Source organism: Nocardia flavorosea NBRC 108225 (genome assembly GCF_001613385.1).
GTDB classification, from domain to species: domain Bacteria; phylum Actinomycetota; class Actinomycetes; order Mycobacteriales; family Mycobacteriaceae; genus Nocardia; species Nocardia flavorosea.
On the sequence record NZ_BDCG01000025.1, the window covers coordinates 44,051 to 65,131 of the forward strand.

A 21,081-nucleotide genomic window follows, 5' to 3' on the forward strand; every position below is an offset into this window, starting at 1 on the left:
CGGGTGCAGATATGACGAAACCCCCGAATAGAATTCGAGGGTCAGAACCCGCTATAGAAAAGCGGGAAGCTTAATCGGATTGCGCCACATACCGGACGCGGTCATTACGGCGCTCACGGCGCGCCAACGCGCGAGCACGGCGGCGCTCAGCGCGCACAGAATCAGGGACACGCACCGCACGGGGCGGCGCCGGATCATCCGGAGTCCACACGCTGGCTACGTGCCTACAGTTCGGGTGCCAGAGGCCACGTGCACGAGCCTCAGCAACCGAACCCCACACTGTCACAGTGACAGTCCGGCCCGAGGTCGCTTCTCTCGCAATCGCGCCGACTGTAGCCCCCGAGATTGAGAGCACCTGACCTTCAAACGGCGAACACAGCGGGCAGCTACCCGCCACATCGGACACCACGATCAGATCGTGCCCTGCCGCGGCAACCTGCGCACAATACGCATCCACCTCAGCGCGAGTAATCGCCGACCGGACCGCCATCTCCACATACGAGACGAGATCCCAACGCCGGCCACGCGCATCCACAAACCCCGTGATGCCGCGGCGCGCGAACGCATCTAGCGCGCGCTGCACGACACGGGCACGATCAGTGTTCCCACGGTCACGCTCCGCCCGCACAGCCTCATCAACGACAGCCCGATACGCGCCATCCAAGACAGTCGGAACATGCGCATGCGTACGCCGCACCGTATCGACCGCCTCATCAATCAGACGCTCCACCGGACCCTCATCAGCGCGAGGAGCACCAGGGATGTCATGTCGAGCCGCTGCAACACCGTCGCGCCACGCACCCAACACCGCAGCACGAACTGCCGGCGCCATATCCCGATCAGTCTCGGCAACATCACGCTCAACATTGCGCCGAAACCGCGGCAACCGAGCCAGCAGCCGCATCGCCCACACCACCGCATGCCCGACACCCGGCGCCACCGCCATAGCAAGACGCTCCAGCAGGCGACGCTCCAAGCGCCGATACAAGCGGGTGACCGGGCCGATACGACGATCACCGAAGGACGGAGTAAGAGGCATCAGGCCGCCTCCGCAACCTCAACGTCAGGCTCGACCTCGTCCTGGAAGTCGTTGCGCGGTTCATCCTCGGCGGACTCGAACTCACCGCCGTCGGGGTCCGGGACCGTCAGCGCGACCTCATCGAGAATCCGCGCCACTTCCTCTTCGACCTCGTCGTTCGACCAGTTCGGGTTGAACATGCGCACCGCGGTTTCGGTACTGATCGCCTGCGCAATTTTCAGGTTGCTGATGGCAGTCGACAACGCGACCGGATCCTGATCCACACGCACCGGGAAGTGCAGCTCTGGGGCTTCCTTCAACCCGAAATCCGGACCGCCGAAGACCTTGTAGTCTAGACGGAGTGCCGCGAGTCCGAATGGCCGGAGTTCAGCCTGGACATATAGCAGTTTCCGGTTCCGGGTCTGATTCGACTTGTCCTTACGCGCAGACACCTCGGTAGCCGTCATCGACACCGAATCAGCGTCATCGAAATCCGCAGCCGAATAGCCCGCCCCCCGCAGGATCTGCTTCAGCAAGTCCTGGCAGGTCTTCGCATGCTCCTCAACCCGAATACTGAACTGCTGCGCCTGCACCAGTTGGTTCGGGCCGTCCTCCGGCAGCATCTGATTACCAGGAACCGGAGTGAAAATCTCTTGCTCACGATCGAACGAAGACCCCATACCGGGGCCCTTGTCCTCCAGAGCTTCCTGCGCGACGAACAACCGGGCCTTCCCCAGGTCCAGGTCACGCATCCAGGACGACCACGCTTCATCAAGCGCATCGAACAAGGGCTCCAAACCCTCAAAATCCGAGCGTCCCAACGGCGACAAACCTGGAGTGTTACGCCACCTGCGAGTAGGGCGAACGTTCGGGATGTAGCAGGCCGTCAACTCGTCGATACCGGTCGGGATCGACGACTCCTCATCCACCAGCTCCGCGGCCCAGAGGGTTTCGTCCATCGCGTCCAGAGGCATCCGCCGGCCGATCGCGCCATCATCCCCGCAATACAGGGCATGCTCAATCCGGCCTGGCTCATGATGCTCCAAATGCCGCCACGTGCCGAGCTTGTCTTTCCCGATGATCCGCCAGAACGTGACACCCGCAAGTTTCCCGTACCGCCATTGCGGCACGGCAGCGTCCGGGGCTACCGCGCCGATCATGACCTTTTTCGCGACAGATTCGTCCCACCAGAGCCGCAAGTAGGTTCCGCCCAATGCGGCGGCCCCCTCAGCGGCTTCCAGAAGGGTAGCGAGGGTGTCAGCGCCATCCAGGATGGTGTTCACGCGATCCTGCGCACCCTTTACGTCTGTGGCCGTCTCCTCGGTGCACAGCCAAGTCGGAGGCTGCCCAAACAGCAGATCCGCCGACATGGTCGCCAAATCGGCAGCTACAGGGATGTGAAGACGCTTCGTGTCGTTGAAAACAGGACGCCCCCACCAGAATCGACTGAGTGCGCCCCGCACCCCGCCTAAAAGTTGACTTGGGCGCACAGGCGCGGAGGGGACGGCCCGGCTGTAGATCTCTGCCAGATCGTCAGAATTCCCACTCCACCACGCGGTGTACTCCCCGTACATATCGGCAGCCAGGTCATGAGGCTTTGGGGGCCACTCGCCAGAATAATCGGGCATCGGCACTGGTGGCCTCCTACAAGTTATGGGCGACTAGGCGACGCCCTTCGCATATCGGCGAAGTACGGCCATTTGTCAGATTTGGAAGAGTTGCAGGGTTGGCATATCGGGCGCAGATTCGCTGGCATATGCGGGCCGCCCTTGTTCAGCGGCTTCACGTGGTCGGTCGCGGTCGCTTCACCACGGCAAACCCAGCAACGGTTACCGAAATACTCCCACCGAGCGGTTACCGATTCAGGGCCGAACGGAATGATCGTGGCATTCTTCTTTTTCGCCTCGTACGCCTGACCGTATGCGCGCCACCGGTCCCGGTTTTCAGCATTCCAGCGCGCGGATGCAAGCGCTGCGGCTTTCGGTTTGCAGTCCTTGCAGTATGTTGCGCCGGGTGTTGTGGCGCTGAATGTCGTGGCACACATAGCGCATGGAATGCAGCGCGGCGGAGGGCCCGCAACATCGCCGTAGCGGTAATGCCGGTGCGCGTGGCGGCCGCAGTATCCCAGACTGCCAAGTCTCCCAATTACGTTCTCGCAGCCACTGACAGAGCACGGCGTTGCACGGTCCAGGACCGGCGGCTCCCGCAGTGGATCGCCGAAATGCTTCCAACGCCAGTGATGGCGGGAGCACATCCCCAGCTTCTCGACTGGGTTTCCGCACTCGTCGACCGAACATCTGCGCTTCGCGCGGCATTCTTTACAGAGATTTTGGGCGCGGCCCCGGTCCCGCCGCCAGGTCATGCCGCAATCCTCGCAAGTTGAGGTAGCGAATTTTAGTGGGTCACCGAATTGCCTGAACGCCCAATAGTGAGATGGGCACCAGCCGCGGCTTCCCTTTTCCCCAACGAGGTTCTTGCATCCCTCGATTGCGCAGGGCTGGTCCTTGACGTATACGGGATCGTCCGTAGTGCCTGTCGCCAGCAGTCGCGCATAATGTGTCCCGCAGAGACTACGGGCGCTGACCGCCTTCGCGCAGCCTTCAACCTTGCACGCAACACCACGCCGCTCCCTAACCCGGGGAGCTAGGTCTTTTCCTCGATACCAGCGCTGATAATGCGGTGAGCAGTACCCGCGCCGGAGGTTCGGCCGTCCGCAGCCCTCCACCGTGCATTCACCGGAGCGTTCGACTTTAGGGAGCAAGGCCAGTTCGCCAGTGCGGCGAGCTATTGCATAGTGAGTGCCGCAGTATCCACGGGCACGAAGGGGCTTCTCGCAGTCCACGGCCGTGCAGACACGTGGTGTATCCTTGGAAATTGTCGACTCCTACTAGTCGGCCATGCCCCGGGAGTGTTAGCGCACTCGCCGGGGTCTTTTCTGTTGTCGTAATATCCAACGGTCCTGGGCGGGTTCATGTTCCGCCTAAACCAAGGAAAGATTCTCGAATTCTCGTCCGCGCGTTGTGTAGATCAACGCGCCTTGCCGGGATTCGGCACCGGTCTTGTCGCGGTACCAGGCGCTCCCGCCGTCGAATGTTGGAGAGCAGATGATCGTCCGGGCAGCAGACTGCTGGATACCGGTCTCGTGATAGTGCCCGTGCAGAAGAAAGTCGGCACCAGCGGGATTGCCCTGATGGTATGCCTGCGAAGCCCACCACGCGTCAGCTTTGCCCTTCCGGAACTGGTGTCCGTGCAGCAGCGTGAACACGCTTTCGCCGACCCGGACTGTCATGTAGCCCTGGTCTTTCGGCGGCACCTGGACACGCACATGCCCGTAGGCCGCGGTGTTCTCGGCGAGGGCATCGGCTACCGCGATAGCGCCTTCGGTGGCCCAGTTGTCGTCTGCGCGAGTCCGCACAGGCACGCGGGTGGCGTCATCATGGTTGCCGCCGATCACCGATACCGCAACCTCATCGGCGAGCGGAGCAAACGCCTTGACGGTCTCCAGCAGAGTTCTGCGCCACAGTCGAACCTGTTCGGTCACGGTAAGCGACTGCCGCCATGCAAGCGCCCCGCCCTGGGAGACTCCACCGTTCTCGATGCAGTCACCGACAAACGCGAGATGCACGGCGCCAATCCGGTCCCGAGACTGCCGCCCCTTCAACTCCGCGAGCGCGCGATCTACCGACTGGAAGTAGCGGTTCACCGAGCCTTCCACGGAGTAGCCGTCGATCTTCCCAAATTGCATGTCCCCGGCCTGGTACACGAATACGCCATCGCCAGCCGACTCGGCCGGCCGATGGGGTTCACGGTCCCGGATCGAGGCAATCAGTTCTTCCAGCCCTGCGGCCGAAGCAGTTCGCGGCGCGATCTGGAACCGGTAGGCCGAGAGCCAGCGCTCATCGTAGGTTTGCCAACGGCTGATTCGTGGCGCGCCTACGATCTGCACTTCGTCCGGGTCGTACCCGAATTGCTTCAGCAACTCGACATGCGAGGCCGGCGGTTCGGCGAGCGGACCAGTCTGGAGATATCCACCCGTCTGACCGTCGTACTCGGTGCGCGCCCGATGCTCGGCCTCGACCGCGGTCGGCTGCTTCAAGAGATCATCAGCGAGACTCACGCAGCAACCTCCAGGCCGATGTAGCAGGTGCAACGCTTCTTGCAGTGCACCCGGAACTGGGTTTCGGAGGCGTCGCAGTTGTTCCGAACGGCAGTGTGGTGCAGGGTCCGCAACTGGCCGCCCTCCGCCACATACCGTTCGAACGCTGCCCGGTCCCGCTCGTCAAGCCCAGCAAGCCACACACCAGTAGTGCATGCGACTGGGCCACGTTTCCGCTGCCGGATGCTGTCGAGTTCGTCAGCGAGGGACACAATGCCTCCTGTTGATTTACCTACACGCATATGCTATGGGCGCAGGCAAACCACGAATTATGACATCACACGCTTAACCAGCCGCGGTTCAACAGGCTCCGGCTCGACCGACAACGGCAGCTCGTTCAACTTGATCTGCCGCCGCCACTTCCGCTCAGCGGTAGTTAGGAGATAGCGGGCGGAATCGATGCCGTGGTCATTCAACTTGATCGGCTCGTCCTTACCCTTCTCGGTCGCCTTCGTATCCCACACATACCCCGGAATCTCTTTGATCAACTCCGGGCAGCGATCGGAGAACTTCAGGCGGCCGGACGCGACAAGCGCGGTCATAGTCCGGATCCCGTACAACACGTCCTTTTTGGCGGGATGCGTCGGCAGTCCGTCTTGTTTCAACTGGACACGGAAGTCGGCAGCCGATTGGTCGGCGATCACATACCCGCGGAACCCTTCCGGGTTCTCCGGGTCCTCGCTGGGGTGATGTGCCTTATTGAGCCATTCCCGCAGGCCAGCCGACAACTGGACGTTCGTTTTACGTGCTTCCGCGTTGCTGGCCTTGTACCGCCACTCATCCATGCAATACAGGACATCGTCGGAACCGTGCCCGATCATCACAGCGTGAGTCGGGTTGGTGGTGCCGTGGTCGACACCTACACCGAGGATCCACCGCATGTCGGGCAACTCCGACCAGGGCACAACATGCTTGTCCGGGTCGAACATGTCGAAGATAGCGCCATCAGCAGCGACCCAGCGCCCGAGGATGTTCCGCAAATAGAACAAACCCGTGAACTCGGCTTTGATCGCCGCCACATACTCCGGCGCCAGGCTCGGGTTGTCGTCGAGCGTGAAATGCCACGCCCCGAGATTCATTCCCGACTCGCCGGCGCGGTCGATGAAGTTGACCTTCAAATAGTGGTTCGGGTTGTCCGGGTTCGTCGTCGCCAAACAGCGGGCACCGGGCACGGACAGGCGGGCGAGGAGCTGGGTCCAGAAGTTCTCCGGCAACAAGGTCGCTTCGTCCACGAGTGCGAGGCAAGCTGTCAGGCCACGGAGTTTCCCTTCCGCCCGAACATCCGAGGCGCCGATCAAATGCACGGTCCGCCCGAGGATCACCGCAGTGTTCGACCCGCGCGTGTGATGCACCTCGTGCGCCCACTCACCGAACACCATCTCGTCCTGCATCGGCTCGATGATGTTGCGTTCGATGGTCTGCAATGTTCGGCCGACGACAACGATCAACCCTGTGTCGGGGGCGTGCACGATCGCGTCGTAGAACGCGAGAATGCTCGCGATCGTCTTGCCGCTTCGTACAGCTCCGGCCCAGATGGACACTCGATGACGCCGGGATTCGATGATGCTGACGATCTGTTTCCGGGATAGCGGCAGTTCGTCGAGGACGCTCACTCGGATTCGCCCGGTTCGTCGGTGTCGGGTTCGTCGTCTTGTTCGCCGACTGTGGCCTGTTCTGCGGCTACGAGTTCTTCGAGCCGGCCGAAGAAGTTCCCGATCATCGACGCGGTTTCGGTCGCGAGCCCGCCCTTGGCCTCAGCGATCGCTTTCAGTTCAGCGGCCTTGTACGACCCTGTGAGCTTGGCGCGCTGTTCCATGATCGCCAGCGCCCGGTCGATGTTCCAGGTTTGCCTCTTGTATTCGTCGTCGCTGTCTGGGTCGACGATCTGCCCCCAGATAGCGGCCCACATCTCGTCTAGCCGCTGGAGTTCGAGTTCGAGGTATTCTTCGGCGTTTTCGCGGGTGATGTCCGCGATCGCGTCTTTGATGTATTTGGAGACGTTCTGTTTGGACCAGCCGGTTTCTCGAACGATCTGGGCTTGTGTCATTCCGGAGAGCCGCAGTTCGAGCGCGTAGTTGCGTTTCTCTTGCGTTTCGACGAGTTTCTCGACGGGGATGTGTCGACGGTTTCGTGCCATTTTCGGCGACCTCCGAGAGCGTGACGGCGCCTGGCCTGTGCACGCACGTTAGGGGGTGGGGGATGGTTCGCCGCCTGGGCTGAACCATGAGCTGGGGTGGTCGCTGGAAATGTGCAGGTTCGGACAGGTGTCCGAGTTTGCACTATACGGTAGCGTAAGCAGCGAACCGAAGTGTAATCTCAAATGTATGAACAGTGCTCGGGACACAGATACTGTGGCGAGGTTGCGCAGGTCGATTGCGGTGGTGAAGCGCGGTAAGGAAGCCGCTAAAGAACGTGATCAGGCGATTGCGCGCCTGAAGTTGGAGATCAATCCGGCGACCGGTCGGCTGTGGACGTGGCCGCAGATCGCTGCCCTGTCCGGCCTGTCACGTATCGGCGTAATCGATGCGAGCAAGCGGGCGTTGCAGGACCAGCAGGACGTTAACTGACTGTTCGCGCGAGTGCCGCGATCGGATCCCAGTGGGGCGGCAGATCGTTCGTGAGGTGGCGGGCGACCAGTTCGATAGCTACGCGTGTGAGCAGCGGCCTGCGTTCTAAGGCTCTATCGACGCCCTCACTCAGGGTGTGCCCTTCTGGGGCGATTGCGTCCGCGACGACTACGACCCCGATCACGACTAGCCACAAATGCCACGCCTTCAAACGCGCCCGGGTCACGGTTCGTCCGCTTCCTCTTCAGGGCACAGCATGTGCGGCATCATGTCCTGCGACATTGCGGACCACAGTGCGGTCACCAAATCGGTGGGCGATATCTGCACTGGTTCGGGCATCTGGATTTCGAGTTCGAAAGGCCCCATTTTCAAACGGAATCTCATCGGGGCCTCCAAGTAAGTGTTCAGGCGACCTGCGAGGCCGCCCATTTCAACCATTCGGGTGCATACCCGTGCTTGTGGTGTTCGCCGACCACAGTTACCGGGGTGGATGCGTATCCGAGGCTGCGCAGGTACTCCCCCGCGGCAGGGTCCTCGGTCACATCGATCTTCCGATAGGTGGCGCCGAGCTGATCTAGCTTCCGGGCGACCGCCTTACACGGTTGACAATCTGGGCGGCTATATACAGTTATTTCAAGCATCAGGGCAGGCGAATTCCAAGGTCAGGCAGCGGCGGCAACACGAGCGCCGGCAACGGGGGCGGGATATAGGCGAGGGCTTCGGCCGGCAAGTACTGCTCAACCTCGTCGGGCACGTACTCATGCAGCGGGGTCGGCTCGTACGGCGGCATGCCGTAGAAGTTCGGCAGTGGGCCTGGTTCCCATGTCGGGATCGGCGCGGCCGGGTATTCGGTGGGCAGCCCGGTCGGGGTCGACTCGGGAAGCACCGGGATCGGTGTCGGCGCCTGCACCAGGGTTTCCTCACCCGCGGGGTATTCGTCGGCTTCACCGGGACGGTACGAATGCCAGCCCGACAGCGCACCAACAACACCCTGGACGAAACCAACAGGGTCACCGAGCGGGTTCGGCGAGTCGCAGGCTGCGTCGAATTCGTGGCAGACGCTCGTGGTGTTCGGGTGGTTCTCGCGCCGCCCCGGCGAACTCACACCCGGCAGGAACCCGGGCAGAGCATCATAGATACCGCCAGCAGTCCGCGGATCCCCATACACGACAACCTCATCGGCCAGCGCGGCCTCATCCCCCGCGATCTCCGCACCCAGAGAATGCCCAATCACCTTCACATGACCACCAGGGCACGCGGCGCGGTAGTCGGCGATAGTGTCCCGGAGGATAGCTTTCCCGTCGGCGACCGATTCATCCCTCGTGTACGGTCCGGTCGGCCAAACCGAGGACTTGTAGTCCACCGAGACCGTCTGACGCCCCAACGTGGCCTCACGATCCAACTGCCGGCTCATCAAATTCGGCAGCCCAGCCGTCTCGACCAACCTTTGCCCGTTCCCGCCGACACCGATCGTGACCGGACGACAGTCCGGGGCACCAACAGCGGGCGTGGCGAACGCAAGCGGCCCGAGCCATACGACACCAGCGGTCACGCATACAGCGGCCGTGAGACGACGAGACATGGCGCCTCCCGACGCTGCGAAGTTTGAGCCCGCCGGCTCCCAGGTAGCGACAACCGGCCGGCGGGCAGCCGCGGCGCCAAAGGCAGCCAGCGGCGAACGCCAGCGAGATCACCTACAACCGCGGCGTGAGATCCTGCGGCGGCCCCGGAAACGTGAATGGGGCACGAGAGCGCTGGCGAAATCTGTTAGAATGCAGGCGAAAGCCCCAGTGTGCGCCGCCTCTGCCATAGCATGCGGCATCGCCTCTACCCCTGCTAGGGGGCAAGCGCCTGGGGCTCTCGCCATTCTCGCGGTAGGTGTTCTCCTGGCAGCACCGCCACTACCTTCATTGCGATACCCCGCAGGGTCGCACCACGCATGTATGCGCAGTTAAGATTCAGCCGATCAAGGCGAGAATGTCGATCAGTGCTTCGACAACGATCATGCCGATCTTGCCGAGCAACAGAACAGAATCAAGATCAATGCTCATCCGGGGCTCCTAGATCAGGCAGGGGTCTGCCAGGCATACCCGCCCGACGTCTTCGTGAGCACCTGACCTGTAGTACCGCCCGAGGGAACAAGCAGCAGTTCGTCACCGAGGACGTCTTTGATCGCAGCGACCAGTTCCTCAGCGGTGATGGTGCCGGACTCGCCGGCGACAGTGAATGTATAGCCCGACATGGGGCCTCCATGGTGATAGTGGGTTATTCGGTTCCTGGCTTAAGCCGCGGGACGCAACGTCACACGGATAGCGCCGTCATCGGCTGTTTCGCGCACGATTTCCTGGAACCGTCGCCCTTCGATCCACCAGTCAGCGCCCTCGATGGTCGGCGCGAACCCTGGGGTCGCATAGTCCTCCGGGGTCGGCCAAACCAGCAGCGGCATCGACTTGTCCTCCAGCCACGACAACTCGACACCCCGGATACGGTTCTCTGTTACCACCGAGCGCCAGTTCTCCAGACGACCCGACCAGCGCTCACCCGACTCATCGTCATCGACAGTCAGGAACACAGGCTGGTCAGGGTCAGCGCTGCGGATAGCATGTGCGAGAGGATGCCCGAGATCCGGCAACCGCGAATAGTCCTCACCGGGCTCGAACGTGTACAGCAGAGCGAAGTTCCGGTCCCACACGCGAGCGAACTTGGACATTATTCGAGTTCTCCTGGCAGATAGTGTCGGCAGCCGCAATCCGGGCCACCCTTCGGGCAGGCACGCCACTCAACCTCGGGCGGATCAACGTACTCGGATTCCCAACGGGCAGTCTCACGCTTCTCACGCTGACGGGCAGTACCGCGCTCAGGTGGATGGCAGCAGCCCATCCAACAGTTCCGGTGCACCATCATCGCCACGGGACGCCTCCGGAAAGTGAAAAGCCCGCCGAAGTGAGCACCGTTGGGAGGCTTGGCGGGCATCGTTGTGGCAGTGGTCGGATTTGAACCGACGTCCTCTTGGGTATGAACCAAGCGCGCTCACCGAACTGCGCCACACTGCTATGAGGCAGGCACCCTTGCGGGCGGTCTGCCATGTAGTCGCCCACCGAAGCGGACTGGTGGGCTCTACCCCACTGCTCGGCATCCCAGAACCTTGTGGGCTCCGTCTGCCGCAATTACTAAACCCGCCGCCAAAGACAACGGGTGGTATTCCAATGTCCGCAGGGGGAGGCCGAAGCCCGCAAGTCCCGCGGCCCAGTATGCGGCCCCGACGCAAGGGGTGATCAAGTCCGCAATACGCCGGGGCGGTTCAGAAAAGACCCCAAGCTACGAGAGCATGGGGTGGGCGACCCGATACAACGCCTCAGGTAAGGCGTTCCCCGCTCGCTTCAACCGCAACTGCTGGTCTTTACACGACAAGGCCCACCGGCACGGGGAAGATCATGCCCCCGGCGACTTGCATCAGCGGCCCACCGGGGGTTTCGCGAAGGTTGGGTGCCCGATTCCATCGGGAGACCGACCCCACTTCGGCACCCCAGAGGATGCCGCAACCGATGCCCACCAAGCCGGAACGCCGACTGGATTTGGGCCCAAGTATCCGAAGACAGGGTCTCACAAGTAGGTAGGATTTTGCAAGTTTTGTTGCCGATTTGACAAGTATCTACCGCTTTTACCGCCCGCCAAAACGGCCCCCACCTGCAAAACAATCGCAAAATGTGATTTGTCCCACAATTCTAGGCTGCTGCCCGTTCGGGCGCCTCACTCGCTCGCAGGTCCTCGATGTGGTCGACCAAGCCGGGCGTCAACCGGAACCACTCCCTGGTATGCCGCGCCGACCGGAACTGTCCGTGGCGCTTCTTCTCCAGCTTCCGCGCGCCGAACTCGATCGCCGGCACTTCATCGTGCACGAGATTCGAAAGGCGGACGCCCAGGTTGCCCGTGTATCCGATTTTCAGATACGGGCCGAACCGCAGGTAGTAGACGACGCTCTTCCCAAACCCGTGAAACAGATGCGATTGCGTAAGCCGCCGCCGGTACTCGCGTTCATCACGCTCGAACGAACAGGACACGCACCGCGTGGTCTCACCGAGACTGTCCACCCACAACGTGTCGCGATCACCGCATCCAGGACAACTCCACCGCAACCGCTCCGCGTCCGCGGGTACTACCTCGCGGACCTTCTCCTCACGCTCGAACTCGAACGCCCGCAAAGTCTCGGTAGCGACGTTGAAGTCCCGGATAGCTTTCTGCCAGTGCCAGGTACACAAGCTGACGGACGAGGCGAACGCGTCCGCTGCTGGCACGTCGCAATCAGGCTGCCCGCAAAGCGCGTGGCCGAAGGCCGACTCTGCGCTCCACTGCCTCCCAAACCCTGCCTTGTAGTGATACGTCGACGATTCGCTAGAAATAGCAACCCCCGTGCTGGTTTGACCTTGCTTCTATTCTCTCGCGCTGGTCAAACCACGAATTACGCCGCTCTCCACCCGTACAGCGCGAGGACTTTCGGGATGTCTGGTGGCATGTAGGTGGGCGGTTTGACGATCTTATTTGCGTCGTTTCGCAGCACTTTCCCGCCCACGATCTTGCTGAGGTTGGACGCCTGAACTGACCTCCAGACTGCTTCCATCGGCAACGCGAGGATCGAACCGAGTGCCGCAACCGACAGGACCAGGATTTCGGCGTAGTTGCAGGTGAGATGGTGTTCGCGCCGTTCGACTGCATATTTGAGGTTCGCGACCGCGCTCTCGATCTTCTCCGGGTAGTCCGTGAATTCGCTGTCGTACACATCCCATCCGGGCGCACGATGGGTGATGTTGACGAGGTTCGGCAGATCAACAAGCGCACGCCCGCCGATCCGCAGAATCAGACCAGCGGTTACGTAGAGCAGGTCCGCGATTCCGTCGGCTACCTCGATCATGTCCCGCGCGTTGAGGGCGTCACACAGTTCGCCGGCTTCCTCGTCGATCAGTGCGAGCGCGAGATCGATATCGGGGTGCGGCGGCCAACCGGGCTCATTCAACAGCAGGACATCGGCCGCACGGTTGAAGGTTTCGACGTCAGAGAGCAGGTCCATGCTCGGGTTCCTTTCGTGCACAGCAGCCGCAGCAACCGTGGATGGTGTTGGCGAGTTGCCCGGTTTCCTCCCAGTACGCGTACTGGTCGGGGTCTGGGTGGCCGATGCCGTGTTCGGGGCACAGTCGTTCGAAGATGCCGCGGTCGTCCCGCCAGAGCAGCGTCCAAGCCCGCATGTGGTGGTCGGTGGGTGCGTGGATGACGCAGGCCCGTCCTTGACAAGCGGTTTCGGGGTGGACGTTGACGAGTTCGCTGATGGCGGCCCCGAACCCATATCGGTCGGTGGCGAGCACCTGGAAGCCGCTCACTTCTCCCCCAGCGATTCGAGGCAGCTGGTGAGGAAGTCGGCGGGCAGGTCGCCGTCGATTTCCATGCCGCGGCCGATGTACTTGTAGAAGTTCACTTCGGCCCCGGTTGGCTTGTACAGGAAGTTGGGCCGCATCTCGGGGCATGTCTTCATGTGCGGGTTCTCGCGCTCCCATGCCTGATAGGCAGGTTCCCGCTCGCAGGTGCAGTGCATCATCGCACCCGTTTCGGGCAGTCCCCATTCGCGGGCGATCTCGAAGCAGTCGACCTCGTCATGCGCGGGCAGGTTGGGGTCGTATTCGCTGTCGCGGTAGTTCCATGCGCCGCGCCGCTCCAGTTCGGATTGGTAGCAGGTGTTCGAGTGGGGGTGGGCGTCGAGCCATTCCGCCGACAGTTCCTGCCAGCCGCACAAACAGTCGCCCCACCAGAACGGGAACATGGAGAACACGCTGGTCTCGTAATCGAACCCGTAGCCGTCTGGCCCGCCGAGCCCGCCGGCGAGTTGTTCACCGGTCACCTTGGCGATTGCGCGGGTCAAATGTCGGAGGTCGGTAGATACTTTGTCGCTGCTGATGGCAGGCAGGACGATCCGCAGTTCGGTCACTGGTCTGCTTTCTCGATTTCATGAGTACGGAACACGCATTCGGGGTGCAGGTCGCCGCTCTCATCCTCGATGGTGAACGCGACACCCACCGTGTCTCCGGACGTGTAGAGGACGACGCCCGCGAGACGGTCAGCGCCGAACGGGATCCACACCTTGTCACCGGGTTTCAGCGTCCCCATCCGAGCCTCCTGAGGTTGCGTGCACGTGCACCGTGTTCTTTCTTCATGTACGTGCGGACAACGGCCCGGTCGTGGCGGCGGCAAAGCCAATGCCCACCACCGAGTGGCACTTTGAACCATTCGTGCGCGATGTTGTCGATCACGCACCAGACCATGGTTCCCTCGCAGTGGCAGAGCACCCCAATACGGTGCGCGTAATACCACCAATCGGCGAGTTTGGTTCTCACTGCGCCTGTCCCAGCGCGGTCACGAGCATCGTTTTCACCAGATCCATTGCCTGTTCTTCATCGAATCCGGCCTGCACGTATGCTTCGTACTGGTCGTACAGCAGGGCTGCGTGCTGGCGGGTGTTCGCAGCGGGTTCGAAATAGGGGTTCATTCCAAAACTCCTTCGGGCAAGGGCGCGCCCAGGTCGTACGCGAGTGCTCGGTAGTTTTCAGGCGCCCAGTTCATGCCGCACGCCAAGCATTCGGCGCTGGACTGGCTGGCTTGCAGCACGTATTTGCGCACCATCTCCCCCGCCCCGTCATCCACCGACAGATACGTTTCACCGCAGGACGGGCAGGCTGCACGTAGCTCGTAGGTGTGCCGCTGGTCGGGTGCGAGCATGCTGTTGGCGCGCTCTACCCATTGTTCGACGGTGCGGGTCATGCGTTTCAGGTCCGCCAACTCGTCAGGCGTCCACGGCCAGTCGCACAGCGTGTACAGGCGGGCAACGGTCGGCTGATGTTCGGCACTGTCGACGTTCGGCCACCACGAGCGAACAGTGCGGTCGATATCGTCGAGCAGGGAGATCGCGGAAACGTTCCCTGGCGCTGCGGAACCATGCGTGGCCCGCCGAACCGACTCGCTGCCTTGCTTCTCCCCGAACCGAAGCTCCTGCAACTCCTGGTACAGGCTGTCCAGGATCACATGCTCACGCATAAAATCGTCACGCTCAATCGAATCCGCACGCAAACCCACCAACAGGTGCACGGCATCGCTGAATGCAGTGCGCGCGCCGGCGACTAGCTCAGGAGTCTCGGTCAATCTCGTCTCCGTTGTCTTCAACCCACTCGTAGATGCACATGCCGTCGTGGCCGATTCCGACGCGGACGGGTTTCATTCGCGGGAGGTCGGCAGGCAGTAGCCCTCCGACCGTGTACTTCTCGTCGCCGCTCATCGGCCGGGGTGCTGCATCTTGGAGAGGTTCGCGATCCGCTGGACACTCTTCGCGGCCTCGGCGACGTCGGTCACGTTGATAGTCACCGAGTGATCCGCCGAAACCGCGTCCCGCCGAAGCTTCGTGTTCTCCTCGGACAGTTCACGGATCGCCTCGTTGCGGGCTTTCACCATCCCCGCCCACGCAATGCAGGCAACGTTCAATACACCGATGGTGAGCAGCAGGAACCCATCGAGGTAGTGGGTAGTGGCGAAGTTCAACACGGATATAGCGAACACGATCCCGGCAAGGACACGGGCCGAGGTGCTCGCCGTGTTCCACGCGAGAACGAACACGGATTTGAGGCTTCCGAGCATTATTTCTCTCCGGACTGGACGGCGGGAACGGTGTCGACGAACGAGCATTCGCGGCCGTGGGTGCCGGACCACTGCCACTTCTTCTTGCAGGACAGTTCGAGCACGTCACCGCGTTTCACGGCAGCGCAACGGGTGTCATCGCACCGGTAGTCGATGGCTTCACCGGTGAACCGGACTGCGAACATTTCGGACATGCCGCCCGCACCGTCGCCGAGCATCCGGGATTCGATCTGCGCTACTTCACCGCGCACGGGTCGATGCTGGTGATATTCCCAGTTGAAAGGCCACCACACGGCCACGAACACACCGACGGTGCACAGCGCCGCAAAGAGGCCGCCGACGGCAACCCCGATCGCGAGCCCTGTATCGCCGTACCGCTGGTCTTTCTCATGCTGGTACCCGAGGTAGCCGAGTCCAGCTACAGCAAGGAACAGCAGAACAATGATTGCGGCGGCGGGAAGTCCGATCAATGTTCCAGCCGAATACCGGACGTCACTGATGGGCTCAAGCATTGGGTTTCTCCTGGTTCGGGAAAATATCGTTGGGTGTCGTCGGCCGGTGCATAATTACGTGCGCGTTCCGGACGGCTTGTATTTCCTCGGCATTCAACGGCCGACCTTCATACACCAAGCAGTTGTGTGTCACGCAATAGAATCGGACGGCCGTAACAGGTTTACTCATCTTCGGCCGATTCCAATAGGCCACCCAAAACAGCAGGCCAGCACACACCCACCGCAACACCCACTCCACTAATCGCAATCCGGTCCACCGGGCTCCCCTTCCCGAGCCGCACCTGTCAGGAACTCGACAGCCCCAGCGATTTCCTGCCGTTCACTGTCGGGGATCAACCCACTGCTGTAGTCCGGTGACTGTATGCCCGCGAACCCCTGGATCGCGTCGTGAATGGCAATCAACGCATTCAACTGTGCACCCTGCACCTCGAATGTGGAGGGCTGCCCAAACCCTGACCGCAGGTGCAGCAGTTTCGCTATTCTTCGAGCGTTCTCGATCGGCTCCATGTTCACTCCTCGTCAAAGTCGACGGCAAGGAGACGAACAGTTCGCGGAGGGCCTTCATCGTCGGAGTGCGGCCATTCTGTCGGCCGACTATTCTCGAATAGATCCACTACCCACCTCCTTGCCTTAAAACAAGAATATGGCGGGAGTCAAACCACGAATTCGACGCTAATTCTCGCCGCAGAAAAGCCGATGCCCGCGCGTGTACTTGCTCAACTGTTCACGAGACAACGACTGCTCGAAATCATCCACTTGTCCGCAGGCTCGACAGAACCAGAACGTCCAACCAAAGTCGTCGACGTAAGCGGTCGCGGGCGGCTCATGGTCCAGCAGGAGAACGAAACGGCCGCTCATTCCTCGTCGGTATCCTCGGTGTAGATGTCTGCCAGGTCAGCAAATATCGCGTCGTACAGCCCGATTTCGACCCGGTACCCGTCGCACTGCTCGCACTCATGATCCAAGCCCGCGAGACCATTCCGGGTCGCGATCATCTGGCGCACAACCGACACCCAACGAAGCACACGCGCAGGATCATGAGCGGCGATATGTTCCGCGACCCCGATATCCCGCGGTCCTCCACCGCTGTCCCCCTCCCAAATCGGGTCCGCAGCACCATTCACAGTCACCAAGTCGCAGAATTCATCAACCCGCCACCGTTCGGGCTCCCACGGCGGCCGCTTCTCAGGCCACTTCGTAACCGGTCGCGGCAAGTCCGTCGCAGCCCGCGCGAGCCGCTCGTCACGCTCCAGGCCGGCCAACAAGCGGGATATCGCATCCGCGCTCATGCTGCCCACTCCCACTCCGGATCGAAATCCTCATGCGCGCGCCACACCCGAGCCAACGGCCGCAGATCATCGTGGAATAGGGTCTCGTCGAGTGTGTCGTCGTCGATGTAGTGCGCCAGCCTCAGGCTCGCGATCATGCAACGCAGGGCACGGCACATCTGAAGCGCCCGCGCCGGGTCGTGGCGGGCGATGTGCTCGGCCTCCTTCGGCCACGTGTGCTTGACGACCAGCGTGGAATCGGCCGATCGAACCTCGGGCGCATCGGCGGACCACTGGGCAGTAGTCGGCGTGCCTGCCAGAAAGGCCGCACGGGCGATCCGCTCGTCCTCGCCGAGCCGGGCCTCGATGAACTCCTCGATGGAGGTCATTTCCGCACGGCCTTCACTGCTTCAGTGACCCCAACCCATATGCCTGCTGCGATAAACAACCCGACAACCACCCCGACGGCCTGCGCGGGCCACAACCAGATAGGCATAGCGACCCGCGTCCACGACCAGTCGAGGTTATCGGTGTATTTCAGCAACGCGAAAATGGCCGTGAGGACGATGTCGACCCTGAGTATTTTCAGCGAGAGGTTCCCGATAGACTTTGCGAGTTTCTTGTTGGGGCTGATTTCTGTTGTTGCGCTCATTGATTCACTTTCTCCAGTATGTCGTCTACCTCGGAAACCAACGCGCAATAGTCCGCGAGCCCAATCACGTATCCTGCGAGCCGCAATTCCATCCACGACATGGCGATTGGTCGATCGTCTTCCATCAGGTCTCCTCGAATAGATCAAACGTATTAGGGGTGTCAAACCACCAATTCCGGGTCAAGCAACCCGACGCCATACACTGGTGTGCACGGTCTGTTCCTCCACCGCAACCGCATATCCACAATCGCGTAGCTGCCGTTCGTACGCGTGCCTGGTGATCTCATCCGCGTACACCTCGAACAGGTCTCCAGCACTATCCCGGTACGTGATCCGGTACTTGCGCACACTGCGGGCGGGCGGGCTGGGACGGAGTTCGATCGGCTCCAAATCCCGTTCAGTGAGGTTCACGCTGCCTCCACAGTCGGGACCGAAAGCTTTTCGAGCACAGACCGGTTCAGCGCGGGAAGTTCGGCGAGTGGCCGGCCGATTAGATGCATGCCGATGTCGAGCAGTGCGACCGCGTCGGCCACATCGTTTCCGGTGACCTCGATATCCAGGTATCGGCGGACGACCGCAGCGAGAACGGCGTCTTTGTCTGCGTTGCCTTTCCCGGTAGCGAACCGTTTCAGCACGGTCGGTTCGATCGGGAGGACAGTGCATCCGATGTCATGCAGGGTGTCCACTACCCGCCACCACAGGCCCGCCCGATCCCACACAGACCCGGTAGACGACCCGTAGGCGGGTGCCTCCACCAACACGAACGCATCGAAACTGATGCTGTCGGTGACCTGGTCGGCGAGTCGGTTGATGCGAGCCCTGCGCTGCCTCCACGTGTCGGTTTTAGCGCCTTTGGAACGGATCCGATGCGTCCGGATGTCACCGCGCGCATCCCAGGCCGCGATACCGGTTGAGGTAAGCGAAAGGTCGAGGCCCACCACTTCGGGATAGTCGGTCAAAGTTCGCTCCAGGTCAAATAGTCGTGAAGTGTCGGGTATTCGTGCCCGCAGCCGTCGCACGGGATGGGTTTCGTGCGTCGTCGGTAGGCGTCGGCAATAGCTTGCAGGCAGTCGGCGCACGCGTTCCGGGTTGCGCATCCATGCCAGTTGGTGACGTATTCGGCGGGCGGGGCGGGAGCGAACGGACCAAACAGGTGCAGATCCGATTCGCACAGGGCGGTCATAACGGGGTCACCTGAACGCAGTCCTCGAACACGCGGAATGACTGCTTACAGGCGAAACAGTTCACCGCACCCTCCAGGACGACAATCTCATTGAATCGCTGGCGCCCAACCTTCATGCAGGCGATACAGAGGGGGCCACCACCGCAACCGTGCTGGTCGGTGATGTAAGACGCCCGAGGGCGGTCGCCCTGATGGATGCTGGCGCAGCACTCGGGCGTGAAGTCCAGGTGCTCGATGCTCTCGACCCGTTCGCTGGTTTGGGTGCTCATGCTGCTTCTGCTTTCTTGCTGAGTGTTGAGGTGGTTTTGGTGGTGTGCCAGTGCTTCCCGGACGGGCACAGGTAGACGCGGGTGGGGCGGGTACCAGGACGCGGGGTGCGCAGGAATTTCGTGATCGCGTTCTCGGCTTGCTCGCGTGTGTTGTGCGCTTTCTTCCCCGGTGTCGGACAGGGACGTTCCGTCACAGTGATGATGTGCGCGTAAATCAGGGCCCGAGCCTTCGCACGCTCCGAATGCCGTCGTTCCGCCCCGCACGAACAGCGAGCCAGGAACCCGCTGTTCGTGCGACCCGTGTCCGGGATCAGATAGTGCGGCCGGCGGTTACGCATGGCCTAGTTGCGCTTCGAGTTCAGCGATCCGGGCCGCGTCTCGCTGCTGCTTGGCTGCGATGGCGGCGTAATCCTGCTGCACGGCCTGCTGCAACCGACCGAGCGTGATGTGAGCGCCTTCCAACTGCTCCAGCAGCAGGGAGAGGTTGTTCACGGCCCAAGCGATCAGTTCGATATTCGGTTCGGCGGGCTCGTGATGCATGCGGGTCTGGTCGACGGTCACGATCCTCTTGCAGAAACCGGTGTCACCGGCTTTGATGACCGTTTTCCGTCCGGCGCGCGTTCCGTCGATCTCCTCGACGACCTCCCACGGCCCGTCTGTTGCGGCTTCCAGGAGCTTTTTTCCTTCGGCGATCAAGTTCAGGTCGATCATGATTGCGCCTCTCGTGGGTGTCCAAGCACATGAACCTCGGTGTGGTCCTGCGCGTCGATATAGGCGGCAATCACTTCGGCCGCGGCCTCGATCGCCCATCTCTCCGGGGGTTTCGAAAGGTCGTCCTGCGCTATGTAGGCGGCCTCAATCAGTGCGGGCGTGGGATTTTTAGCGTCCGGCCGTTGCACGATTTCACCGCCCAGTGGGGAACGCTGCGCTGCCTCCAGTTCGGCGATGCGGTCGCGGGCGTCCTGAAGGTCTTCCGCCAACACGGCGGCCCGAGACTGCGCCTCGTCACGGTCACGGATCGCCTGCATGGACTGACGGTGGGACAACGGCAACGCCTGCCGCTCGTTCACGGCCTGCACGATCGTCTCCGCCCACTCGTCCGCCCAAATCGGCAGTTCGGTGGTGAGCGCATCCAGGTTGCCGTCACCGCGGTCAACCCAGAGTGCCCGGTCGATGACCCGAAGCTGTTCCCGGTCACTCACCGCGCGCCGCCTTACGCTCATCAACCCAGTCGGAGAGTTCACGCATCATCGCGGACACCGCATTCGAGGCACACGCCCACAACAGGCCACCGCTCTCCTCGTCCTCGAACGGTTTGAACGCCGTCCCGATCACGCGATCCTGGAATTCGAATGCTGCGAGCGGCTGCCCGGACTCTTTGGCGGCTTTCGATACTGCGAGGAAGGTGCTGACGACGTGCGGGCCGTTGCCGTCGTGCATGTGCGATTCCCACACGTTTGCGAGTCGGTCTTGGATGGCTGGGGTACTCATGCGTTCTCCTCCTTGGTTTTGCGGGTGCGCCGCCAAACAGTGGCGATCCCTTGATGTGAGCGGGATGTCGAAACATCAACCCCGGCTTTCTCAATCCACCCGTCCCGCTTCAACCGGACGAGCATGGGACCGAACTGGCGGGGTTCACCCATGCTCGGCCAACCCGCAACACGCATCCGCGCGTAAATGTCGGCGTTCACGAACTCGGTACCGGCGGGCAGGTCGTGAATCAACCGGGTGGCGCGTTCCAGGTACACGAACGGCGGCGGGATGGTCGCGGTCATCGGAACATCA

34 protein-coding genes and 1 tRNA gene are annotated in these 21,081 nt (G+C 61.8%); 1 reads left to right on the forward strand and 34 read right to left on the reverse strand.

The window, feature by feature from the left end:
* Positions 1-70: 70 nt before the first annotated feature.
* The 6 genes from NFL01S_RS37740 to NFL01S_RS31270 form a co-directional block, all read right to left on the reverse strand.
* The gene (locus NFL01S_RS37740) at positions 71-1,039 is read right to left on the reverse strand and encodes a phage minor capsid protein (protein WP_084493419.1); all 969 of its coding nucleotides are present in this window, start codon (positions 1,037-1,039) and stop codon (positions 71-73) included.
* Positions 1,039-2,646, reverse strand: a complete 1,608-nt coding sequence (locus NFL01S_RS31250; RefSeq protein ID WP_084493420.1) for a phage portal protein — start codon at positions 2,644-2,646, stop codon at positions 1,039-1,041. The genes NFL01S_RS37740 and NFL01S_RS31250 overlap by 1 nt, the downstream gene beginning before the upstream one ends.
* Positions 2,647-2,669: 23 nt before the next feature.
* The gene (locus tag NFL01S_RS37745) at positions 2,670-3,380 is read right to left on the reverse strand and encodes an HNH endonuclease signature motif containing protein (protein ID WP_084493421.1); all 711 of its coding nucleotides are present in this window, start codon (positions 3,378-3,380) and stop codon (positions 2,670-2,672) included.
* 618 nt (positions 3,381-3,998) lie between these two features.
* Positions 3,999-5,135 carry a hypothetical protein gene (locus tag NFL01S_RS31255; protein ID WP_062979926.1) on the reverse strand — a complete coding sequence of 379 codons (1,137 nt, stop codon included), beginning with the start codon at positions 5,133-5,135 and terminating at the stop codon, positions 3,999-4,001.
* 308 nt (positions 5,136-5,443) lie between these two features.
* Positions 5,444-6,787 carry a PBSX family phage terminase large subunit gene (locus NFL01S_RS31265; protein ID WP_062979928.1) on the reverse strand — a complete coding sequence of 448 codons (1,344 nt, stop codon included), beginning with the start codon at positions 6,785-6,787 and terminating at the stop codon, positions 5,444-5,446.
* Positions 6,784-7,311, reverse strand: a complete 528-nt coding sequence (locus tag NFL01S_RS31270) for a MarR family transcriptional regulator (protein ID WP_062979929.1) — start codon at positions 7,309-7,311, stop codon at positions 6,784-6,786. Before NFL01S_RS31270 ends, NFL01S_RS31265 begins: the two co-directional genes overlap by 4 nt.
* 187 nt (positions 7,312-7,498) lie before the next feature.
* On the opposite strand from NFL01S_RS31270, the gene NFL01S_RS31275 reads away from it, so the two are divergent.
* Positions 7,499-7,741 (forward strand): hypothetical protein, encoded by a 243-nt coding sequence (locus tag NFL01S_RS31275; protein ID WP_062979930.1) that lies wholly within the window; start codon positions 7,499-7,501, stop codon positions 7,739-7,741.
* Here the strand turns inward: NFL01S_RS31275 and NFL01S_RS37790 are convergent.
* The 28 genes from NFL01S_RS37790 to NFL01S_RS31405 all read right to left on the reverse strand — a co-directional run bounded on the left by NFL01S_RS37790 (position 7,734) and on the right by NFL01S_RS31405 (position 21,071).
* Positions 7,734-7,967: a DUF7427 family protein gene (locus NFL01S_RS37790; protein WP_443093708.1), complete on the reverse strand. Its 234-nt coding sequence runs from the start codon at positions 7,965-7,967 to the stop codon at positions 7,734-7,736. The two genes, NFL01S_RS31275 and NFL01S_RS37790, sit on opposite strands and share 8 nt — an antisense overlap.
* Complete coding sequence (locus tag NFL01S_RS35925; protein ID WP_157117186.1) at positions 7,964-8,125, reverse strand: hypothetical protein; 162 nt, start codon at positions 8,123-8,125, stop codon at positions 7,964-7,966. Before NFL01S_RS35925 ends, NFL01S_RS37790 begins: the two co-directional genes overlap by 4 nt.
* A gap of 20 nt (positions 8,126-8,145) precedes the next feature.
* Positions 8,146-8,382, reverse strand: a complete 237-nt coding sequence (locus NFL01S_RS31280) for a glutaredoxin family protein (RefSeq protein ID WP_062979931.1) — start codon at positions 8,380-8,382, stop codon at positions 8,146-8,148.
* Positions 8,382-9,293 (reverse strand): cutinase family protein, encoded by a 912-nt coding sequence (locus NFL01S_RS31285; RefSeq protein ID WP_168433963.1) that lies wholly within the window; start codon positions 9,291-9,293, stop codon positions 8,382-8,384. The genes NFL01S_RS31280 and NFL01S_RS31285 overlap by 1 nt, the downstream gene beginning before the upstream one ends.
* Positions 9,294-9,806: 513 nt before the next feature.
* Positions 9,807-9,983 (reverse strand): hypothetical protein, encoded by a 177-nt coding sequence (locus NFL01S_RS35930; protein WP_157117188.1) that lies wholly within the window; start codon positions 9,981-9,983, stop codon positions 9,807-9,809.
* 39 nt (positions 9,984-10,022) lie between these two features.
* On the reverse strand, positions 10,023-10,451 hold the full coding sequence (locus NFL01S_RS31290; RefSeq protein ID WP_062979933.1) for a hypothetical protein: 429 nt from the start codon (positions 10,449-10,451) through the stop codon (positions 10,023-10,025).
* A gap of 268 nt (positions 10,452-10,719) precedes the next feature.
* Positions 10,720-10,794: transfer RNA gene (locus tag NFL01S_RS31295), tRNA-Met, on the reverse strand.
* A gap of 672 nt (positions 10,795-11,466) precedes the next feature.
* Positions 11,467-12,036 (reverse strand): GIY-YIG nuclease family protein, encoded by a 570-nt coding sequence (locus NFL01S_RS31300; RefSeq protein ID WP_062979934.1) that lies wholly within the window; start codon positions 12,034-12,036, stop codon positions 11,467-11,469.
* Between the two features lie 164 nt (positions 12,037-12,200).
* Positions 12,201-12,806, reverse strand: coding sequence for a nucleoside triphosphate pyrophosphohydrolase family protein (locus NFL01S_RS31305; protein WP_062979935.1), 606 nt, complete (start codon positions 12,804-12,806; stop codon positions 12,201-12,203).
* A complete protein-coding gene (locus NFL01S_RS36220; protein ID WP_062979936.1) occupies positions 12,790-13,113 on the reverse strand; it encodes a hypothetical protein in 324 nt (107 codons plus the stop codon). Before NFL01S_RS36220 ends, NFL01S_RS31305 begins: the two co-directional genes overlap by 17 nt.
* Positions 13,110-13,715 carry a hypothetical protein gene (locus NFL01S_RS31315; RefSeq protein ID WP_062979937.1) on the reverse strand — a complete coding sequence of 202 codons (606 nt, stop codon included), beginning with the start codon at positions 13,713-13,715 and terminating at the stop codon, positions 13,110-13,112. The genes NFL01S_RS36220 and NFL01S_RS31315 overlap by 4 nt, the downstream gene beginning before the upstream one ends.
* Positions 13,712-13,894 carry a hypothetical protein gene (locus NFL01S_RS31320; protein ID WP_062979938.1) on the reverse strand — a complete coding sequence of 61 codons (183 nt, stop codon included), beginning with the start codon at positions 13,892-13,894 and terminating at the stop codon, positions 13,712-13,714. The genes NFL01S_RS31315 and NFL01S_RS31320 overlap by 4 nt, the downstream gene beginning before the upstream one ends.
* A 223-nt stretch (positions 13,895-14,117) precedes the next feature.
* The gene (locus NFL01S_RS35935; protein ID WP_157117190.1) at positions 14,118-14,273 is read right to left on the reverse strand and encodes a hypothetical protein; all 156 of its coding nucleotides are present in this window, start codon (positions 14,271-14,273) and stop codon (positions 14,118-14,120) included.
* The gene (locus NFL01S_RS31325) at positions 14,270-14,923 is read right to left on the reverse strand and encodes a DUF7341 domain-containing protein (RefSeq protein WP_157117192.1); all 654 of its coding nucleotides are present in this window, start codon (positions 14,921-14,923) and stop codon (positions 14,270-14,272) included. Before NFL01S_RS31325 ends, NFL01S_RS35935 begins: the two co-directional genes overlap by 4 nt.
* Before the next feature lie 129 nt (positions 14,924-15,052).
* A complete protein-coding gene (locus tag NFL01S_RS31330) occupies positions 15,053-15,412 on the reverse strand; it encodes a hypothetical protein (protein WP_062979940.1) in 360 nt (119 codons plus the stop codon).
* A complete protein-coding gene (locus NFL01S_RS31335) occupies positions 15,412-15,924 on the reverse strand; it encodes a hypothetical protein (protein WP_157117194.1) in 513 nt (170 codons plus the stop codon). Before NFL01S_RS31335 ends, NFL01S_RS31330 begins: the two co-directional genes overlap by 1 nt.
* A gap of 237 nt (positions 15,925-16,161) precedes the next feature.
* Positions 16,162-16,431 (reverse strand): hypothetical protein, encoded by a 270-nt coding sequence (locus NFL01S_RS31340; protein ID WP_062979942.1) that lies wholly within the window; start codon positions 16,429-16,431, stop codon positions 16,162-16,164.
* Positions 16,432-16,596: 165 nt separating this feature from the next.
* Positions 16,597-16,782 (reverse strand): hypothetical protein, encoded by a 186-nt coding sequence (locus tag NFL01S_RS31345; RefSeq protein ID WP_062979943.1) that lies wholly within the window; start codon positions 16,780-16,782, stop codon positions 16,597-16,599.
* Positions 16,779-17,213, reverse strand: a complete 435-nt coding sequence (locus NFL01S_RS31350) for a DUF6221 family protein (RefSeq protein ID WP_245670972.1) — start codon at positions 17,211-17,213, stop codon at positions 16,779-16,781. The genes NFL01S_RS31345 and NFL01S_RS31350 overlap by 4 nt, the downstream gene beginning before the upstream one ends.
* The gene (locus NFL01S_RS31355; protein WP_062979945.1) at positions 17,210-17,581 is read right to left on the reverse strand and encodes a DUF6221 family protein; all 372 of its coding nucleotides are present in this window, start codon (positions 17,579-17,581) and stop codon (positions 17,210-17,212) included. Before NFL01S_RS31355 ends, NFL01S_RS31350 begins: the two co-directional genes overlap by 4 nt.
* Positions 17,578-17,844, reverse strand: coding sequence for a hypothetical protein (locus NFL01S_RS31360; protein WP_062979946.1), 267 nt, complete (start codon positions 17,842-17,844; stop codon positions 17,578-17,580). Before NFL01S_RS31360 ends, NFL01S_RS31355 begins: the two co-directional genes overlap by 4 nt.
* A gap of 180 nt (positions 17,845-18,024) precedes the next feature.
* Positions 18,025-18,255: a hypothetical protein gene (locus tag NFL01S_RS31365; RefSeq protein WP_062979947.1), complete on the reverse strand. Its 231-nt coding sequence runs from the start codon at positions 18,253-18,255 to the stop codon at positions 18,025-18,027.
* Positions 18,252-18,803, reverse strand: a complete 552-nt coding sequence (locus NFL01S_RS31370; RefSeq protein WP_062979948.1) for a RuvC family protein — start codon at positions 18,801-18,803, stop codon at positions 18,252-18,254. The genes NFL01S_RS31365 and NFL01S_RS31370 overlap by 4 nt, the downstream gene beginning before the upstream one ends.
* A gap of 220 nt (positions 18,804-19,023) precedes the next feature.
* Positions 19,024-19,296, reverse strand: a complete 273-nt coding sequence (locus NFL01S_RS31380; protein ID WP_062979950.1) for a hypothetical protein — start codon at positions 19,294-19,296, stop codon at positions 19,024-19,026.
* A 330-nt stretch (positions 19,297-19,626) separates the two neighbouring features.
* Positions 19,627-20,007 carry a hypothetical protein gene (locus tag NFL01S_RS31390; protein ID WP_062979952.1) on the reverse strand — a complete coding sequence of 127 codons (381 nt, stop codon included), beginning with the start codon at positions 20,005-20,007 and terminating at the stop codon, positions 19,627-19,629.
* Positions 20,004-20,498 carry a hypothetical protein gene (locus NFL01S_RS31395; RefSeq protein WP_062979953.1) on the reverse strand — a complete coding sequence of 165 codons (495 nt, stop codon included), beginning with the start codon at positions 20,496-20,498 and terminating at the stop codon, positions 20,004-20,006. Before NFL01S_RS31395 ends, NFL01S_RS31390 begins: the two co-directional genes overlap by 4 nt.
* Entirely contained in the window at positions 20,491-20,787 is a 297-nt protein-coding gene (locus tag NFL01S_RS31400; protein WP_157117196.1) for a hypothetical protein, read from the reverse strand. Before NFL01S_RS31400 ends, NFL01S_RS31395 begins: the two co-directional genes overlap by 8 nt.
* Positions 20,784-21,071: a hypothetical protein gene (locus NFL01S_RS31405; RefSeq protein ID WP_062979955.1), complete on the reverse strand. Its 288-nt coding sequence runs from the start codon at positions 21,069-21,071 to the stop codon at positions 20,784-20,786. Before NFL01S_RS31405 ends, NFL01S_RS31400 begins: the two co-directional genes overlap by 4 nt.
* Between the last annotated feature and the right edge of the window lie 10 nt (positions 21,072-21,081).

Coding starts and splice junctions, on each gene's coding strand:
- NFL01S_RS37740 (WP_084493419.1), bottom strand. CDS start 1,039: ATGCCTCTTACTCCGTCCTTCGGTGATCGTCGTATCGGCCCGGTCACC.
- NFL01S_RS31305 (WP_062979935.1), bottom strand. CDS start 12,806: ATGGACCTGCTCTCTGACGTCGAAACCTTCAACCGTGCGGCCGATGTC.
- NFL01S_RS31290 (WP_062979933.1), bottom strand. CDS start 10,451: ATGTCCAAGTTCGCTCGCGTGTGGGACCGGAACTTCGCTCTGCTGTAC.
- NFL01S_RS31320 (WP_062979938.1), bottom strand. CDS start 13,894: ATGGGGACGCTGAAACCCGGTGACAAGGTGTGGATCCCGTTCGGCGCT.
- NFL01S_RS31355 (WP_062979945.1), bottom strand. CDS start 17,581: ATGACCTCCATCGAGGAGTTCATCGAGGCCCGGCTCGGCGAGGACGAG.
- NFL01S_RS31380 (WP_062979950.1), bottom strand. CDS start 19,296: ATGAGCACCCAAACCAGCGAACGGGTCGAGAGCATCGAGCACCTGGAC.
- NFL01S_RS31360 (WP_062979946.1), bottom strand. CDS start 17,844: ATGAGCGCAACAACAGAAATCAGCCCCAACAAGAAACTCGCAAAGTCT.
- NFL01S_RS31350 (WP_245670972.1), bottom strand. CDS start 17,213: ATGAGCGCGGATGCGATATCCCGCTTGTTGGCCGGCCTGGAGCGTGAC.
- NFL01S_RS37745 (WP_084493421.1), bottom strand. CDS start 3,380: ATGACCTGGCGGCGGGACCGGGGCCGCGCCCAAAATCTCTGTAAAGAA.
- NFL01S_RS31390 (WP_062979952.1), bottom strand. CDS start 20,007: ATGATCGACCTGAACTTGATCGCCGAAGGAAAAAAGCTCCTGGAAGCC.
- NFL01S_RS31340 (WP_062979942.1), bottom strand. CDS start 16,431: ATGGAGCCGATCGAGAACGCTCGAAGAATAGCGAAACTGCTGCACCTG.
- NFL01S_RS31400 (WP_157117196.1), bottom strand. CDS start 20,787: ATGAGTACCCCAGCCATCCAAGACCGACTCGCAAACGTGTGGGAATCG.
- NFL01S_RS35925 (WP_157117186.1), bottom strand. CDS start 8,125: ATGAGATTCCGTTTGAAAATGGGGCCTTTCGAACTCGAAATCCAGATG.
- NFL01S_RS35930 (WP_157117188.1), bottom strand. CDS start 9,983: ATGTCGGGCTATACATTCACTGTCGCCGGCGAGTCCGGCACCATCACC.
- NFL01S_RS31250 (WP_084493420.1), bottom strand. CDS start 2,646: ATGCCCGATTATTCTGGCGAGTGGCCCCCAAAGCCTCATGACCTGGCT.
- NFL01S_RS31335 (WP_157117194.1), bottom strand. CDS start 15,924: ATGCTTGAGCCCATCAGTGACGTCCGGTATTCGGCTGGAACATTGATC.
- NFL01S_RS31270 (WP_062979929.1), bottom strand. CDS start 7,311: ATGGCACGAAACCGTCGACACATCCCCGTCGAGAAACTCGTCGAAACG.
- NFL01S_RS31345 (WP_062979943.1), bottom strand. CDS start 16,782: ATGAGCGGCCGTTTCGTTCTCCTGCTGGACCATGAGCCGCCCGCGACC.
- NFL01S_RS31280 (WP_062979931.1), bottom strand. CDS start 8,382: ATGCTTGAAATAACTGTATATAGCCGCCCAGATTGTCAACCGTGTAAG.
- NFL01S_RS35935 (WP_157117190.1), bottom strand. CDS start 14,273: ATGAACCCCTATTTCGAACCCGCTGCGAACACCCGCCAGCACGCAGCC.
- NFL01S_RS31275 (WP_062979930.1), top strand. CDS start 7,499: ATGAACAGTGCTCGGGACACAGATACTGTGGCGAGGTTGCGCAGGTCG.
- NFL01S_RS31330 (WP_062979940.1), bottom strand. CDS start 15,412: ATGCTCGGAAGCCTCAAATCCGTGTTCGTTCTCGCGTGGAACACGGCG.
- NFL01S_RS31405 (WP_062979955.1), bottom strand. CDS start 21,071: ATGACCGCGACCATCCCGCCGCCGTTCGTGTACCTGGAACGCGCCACC.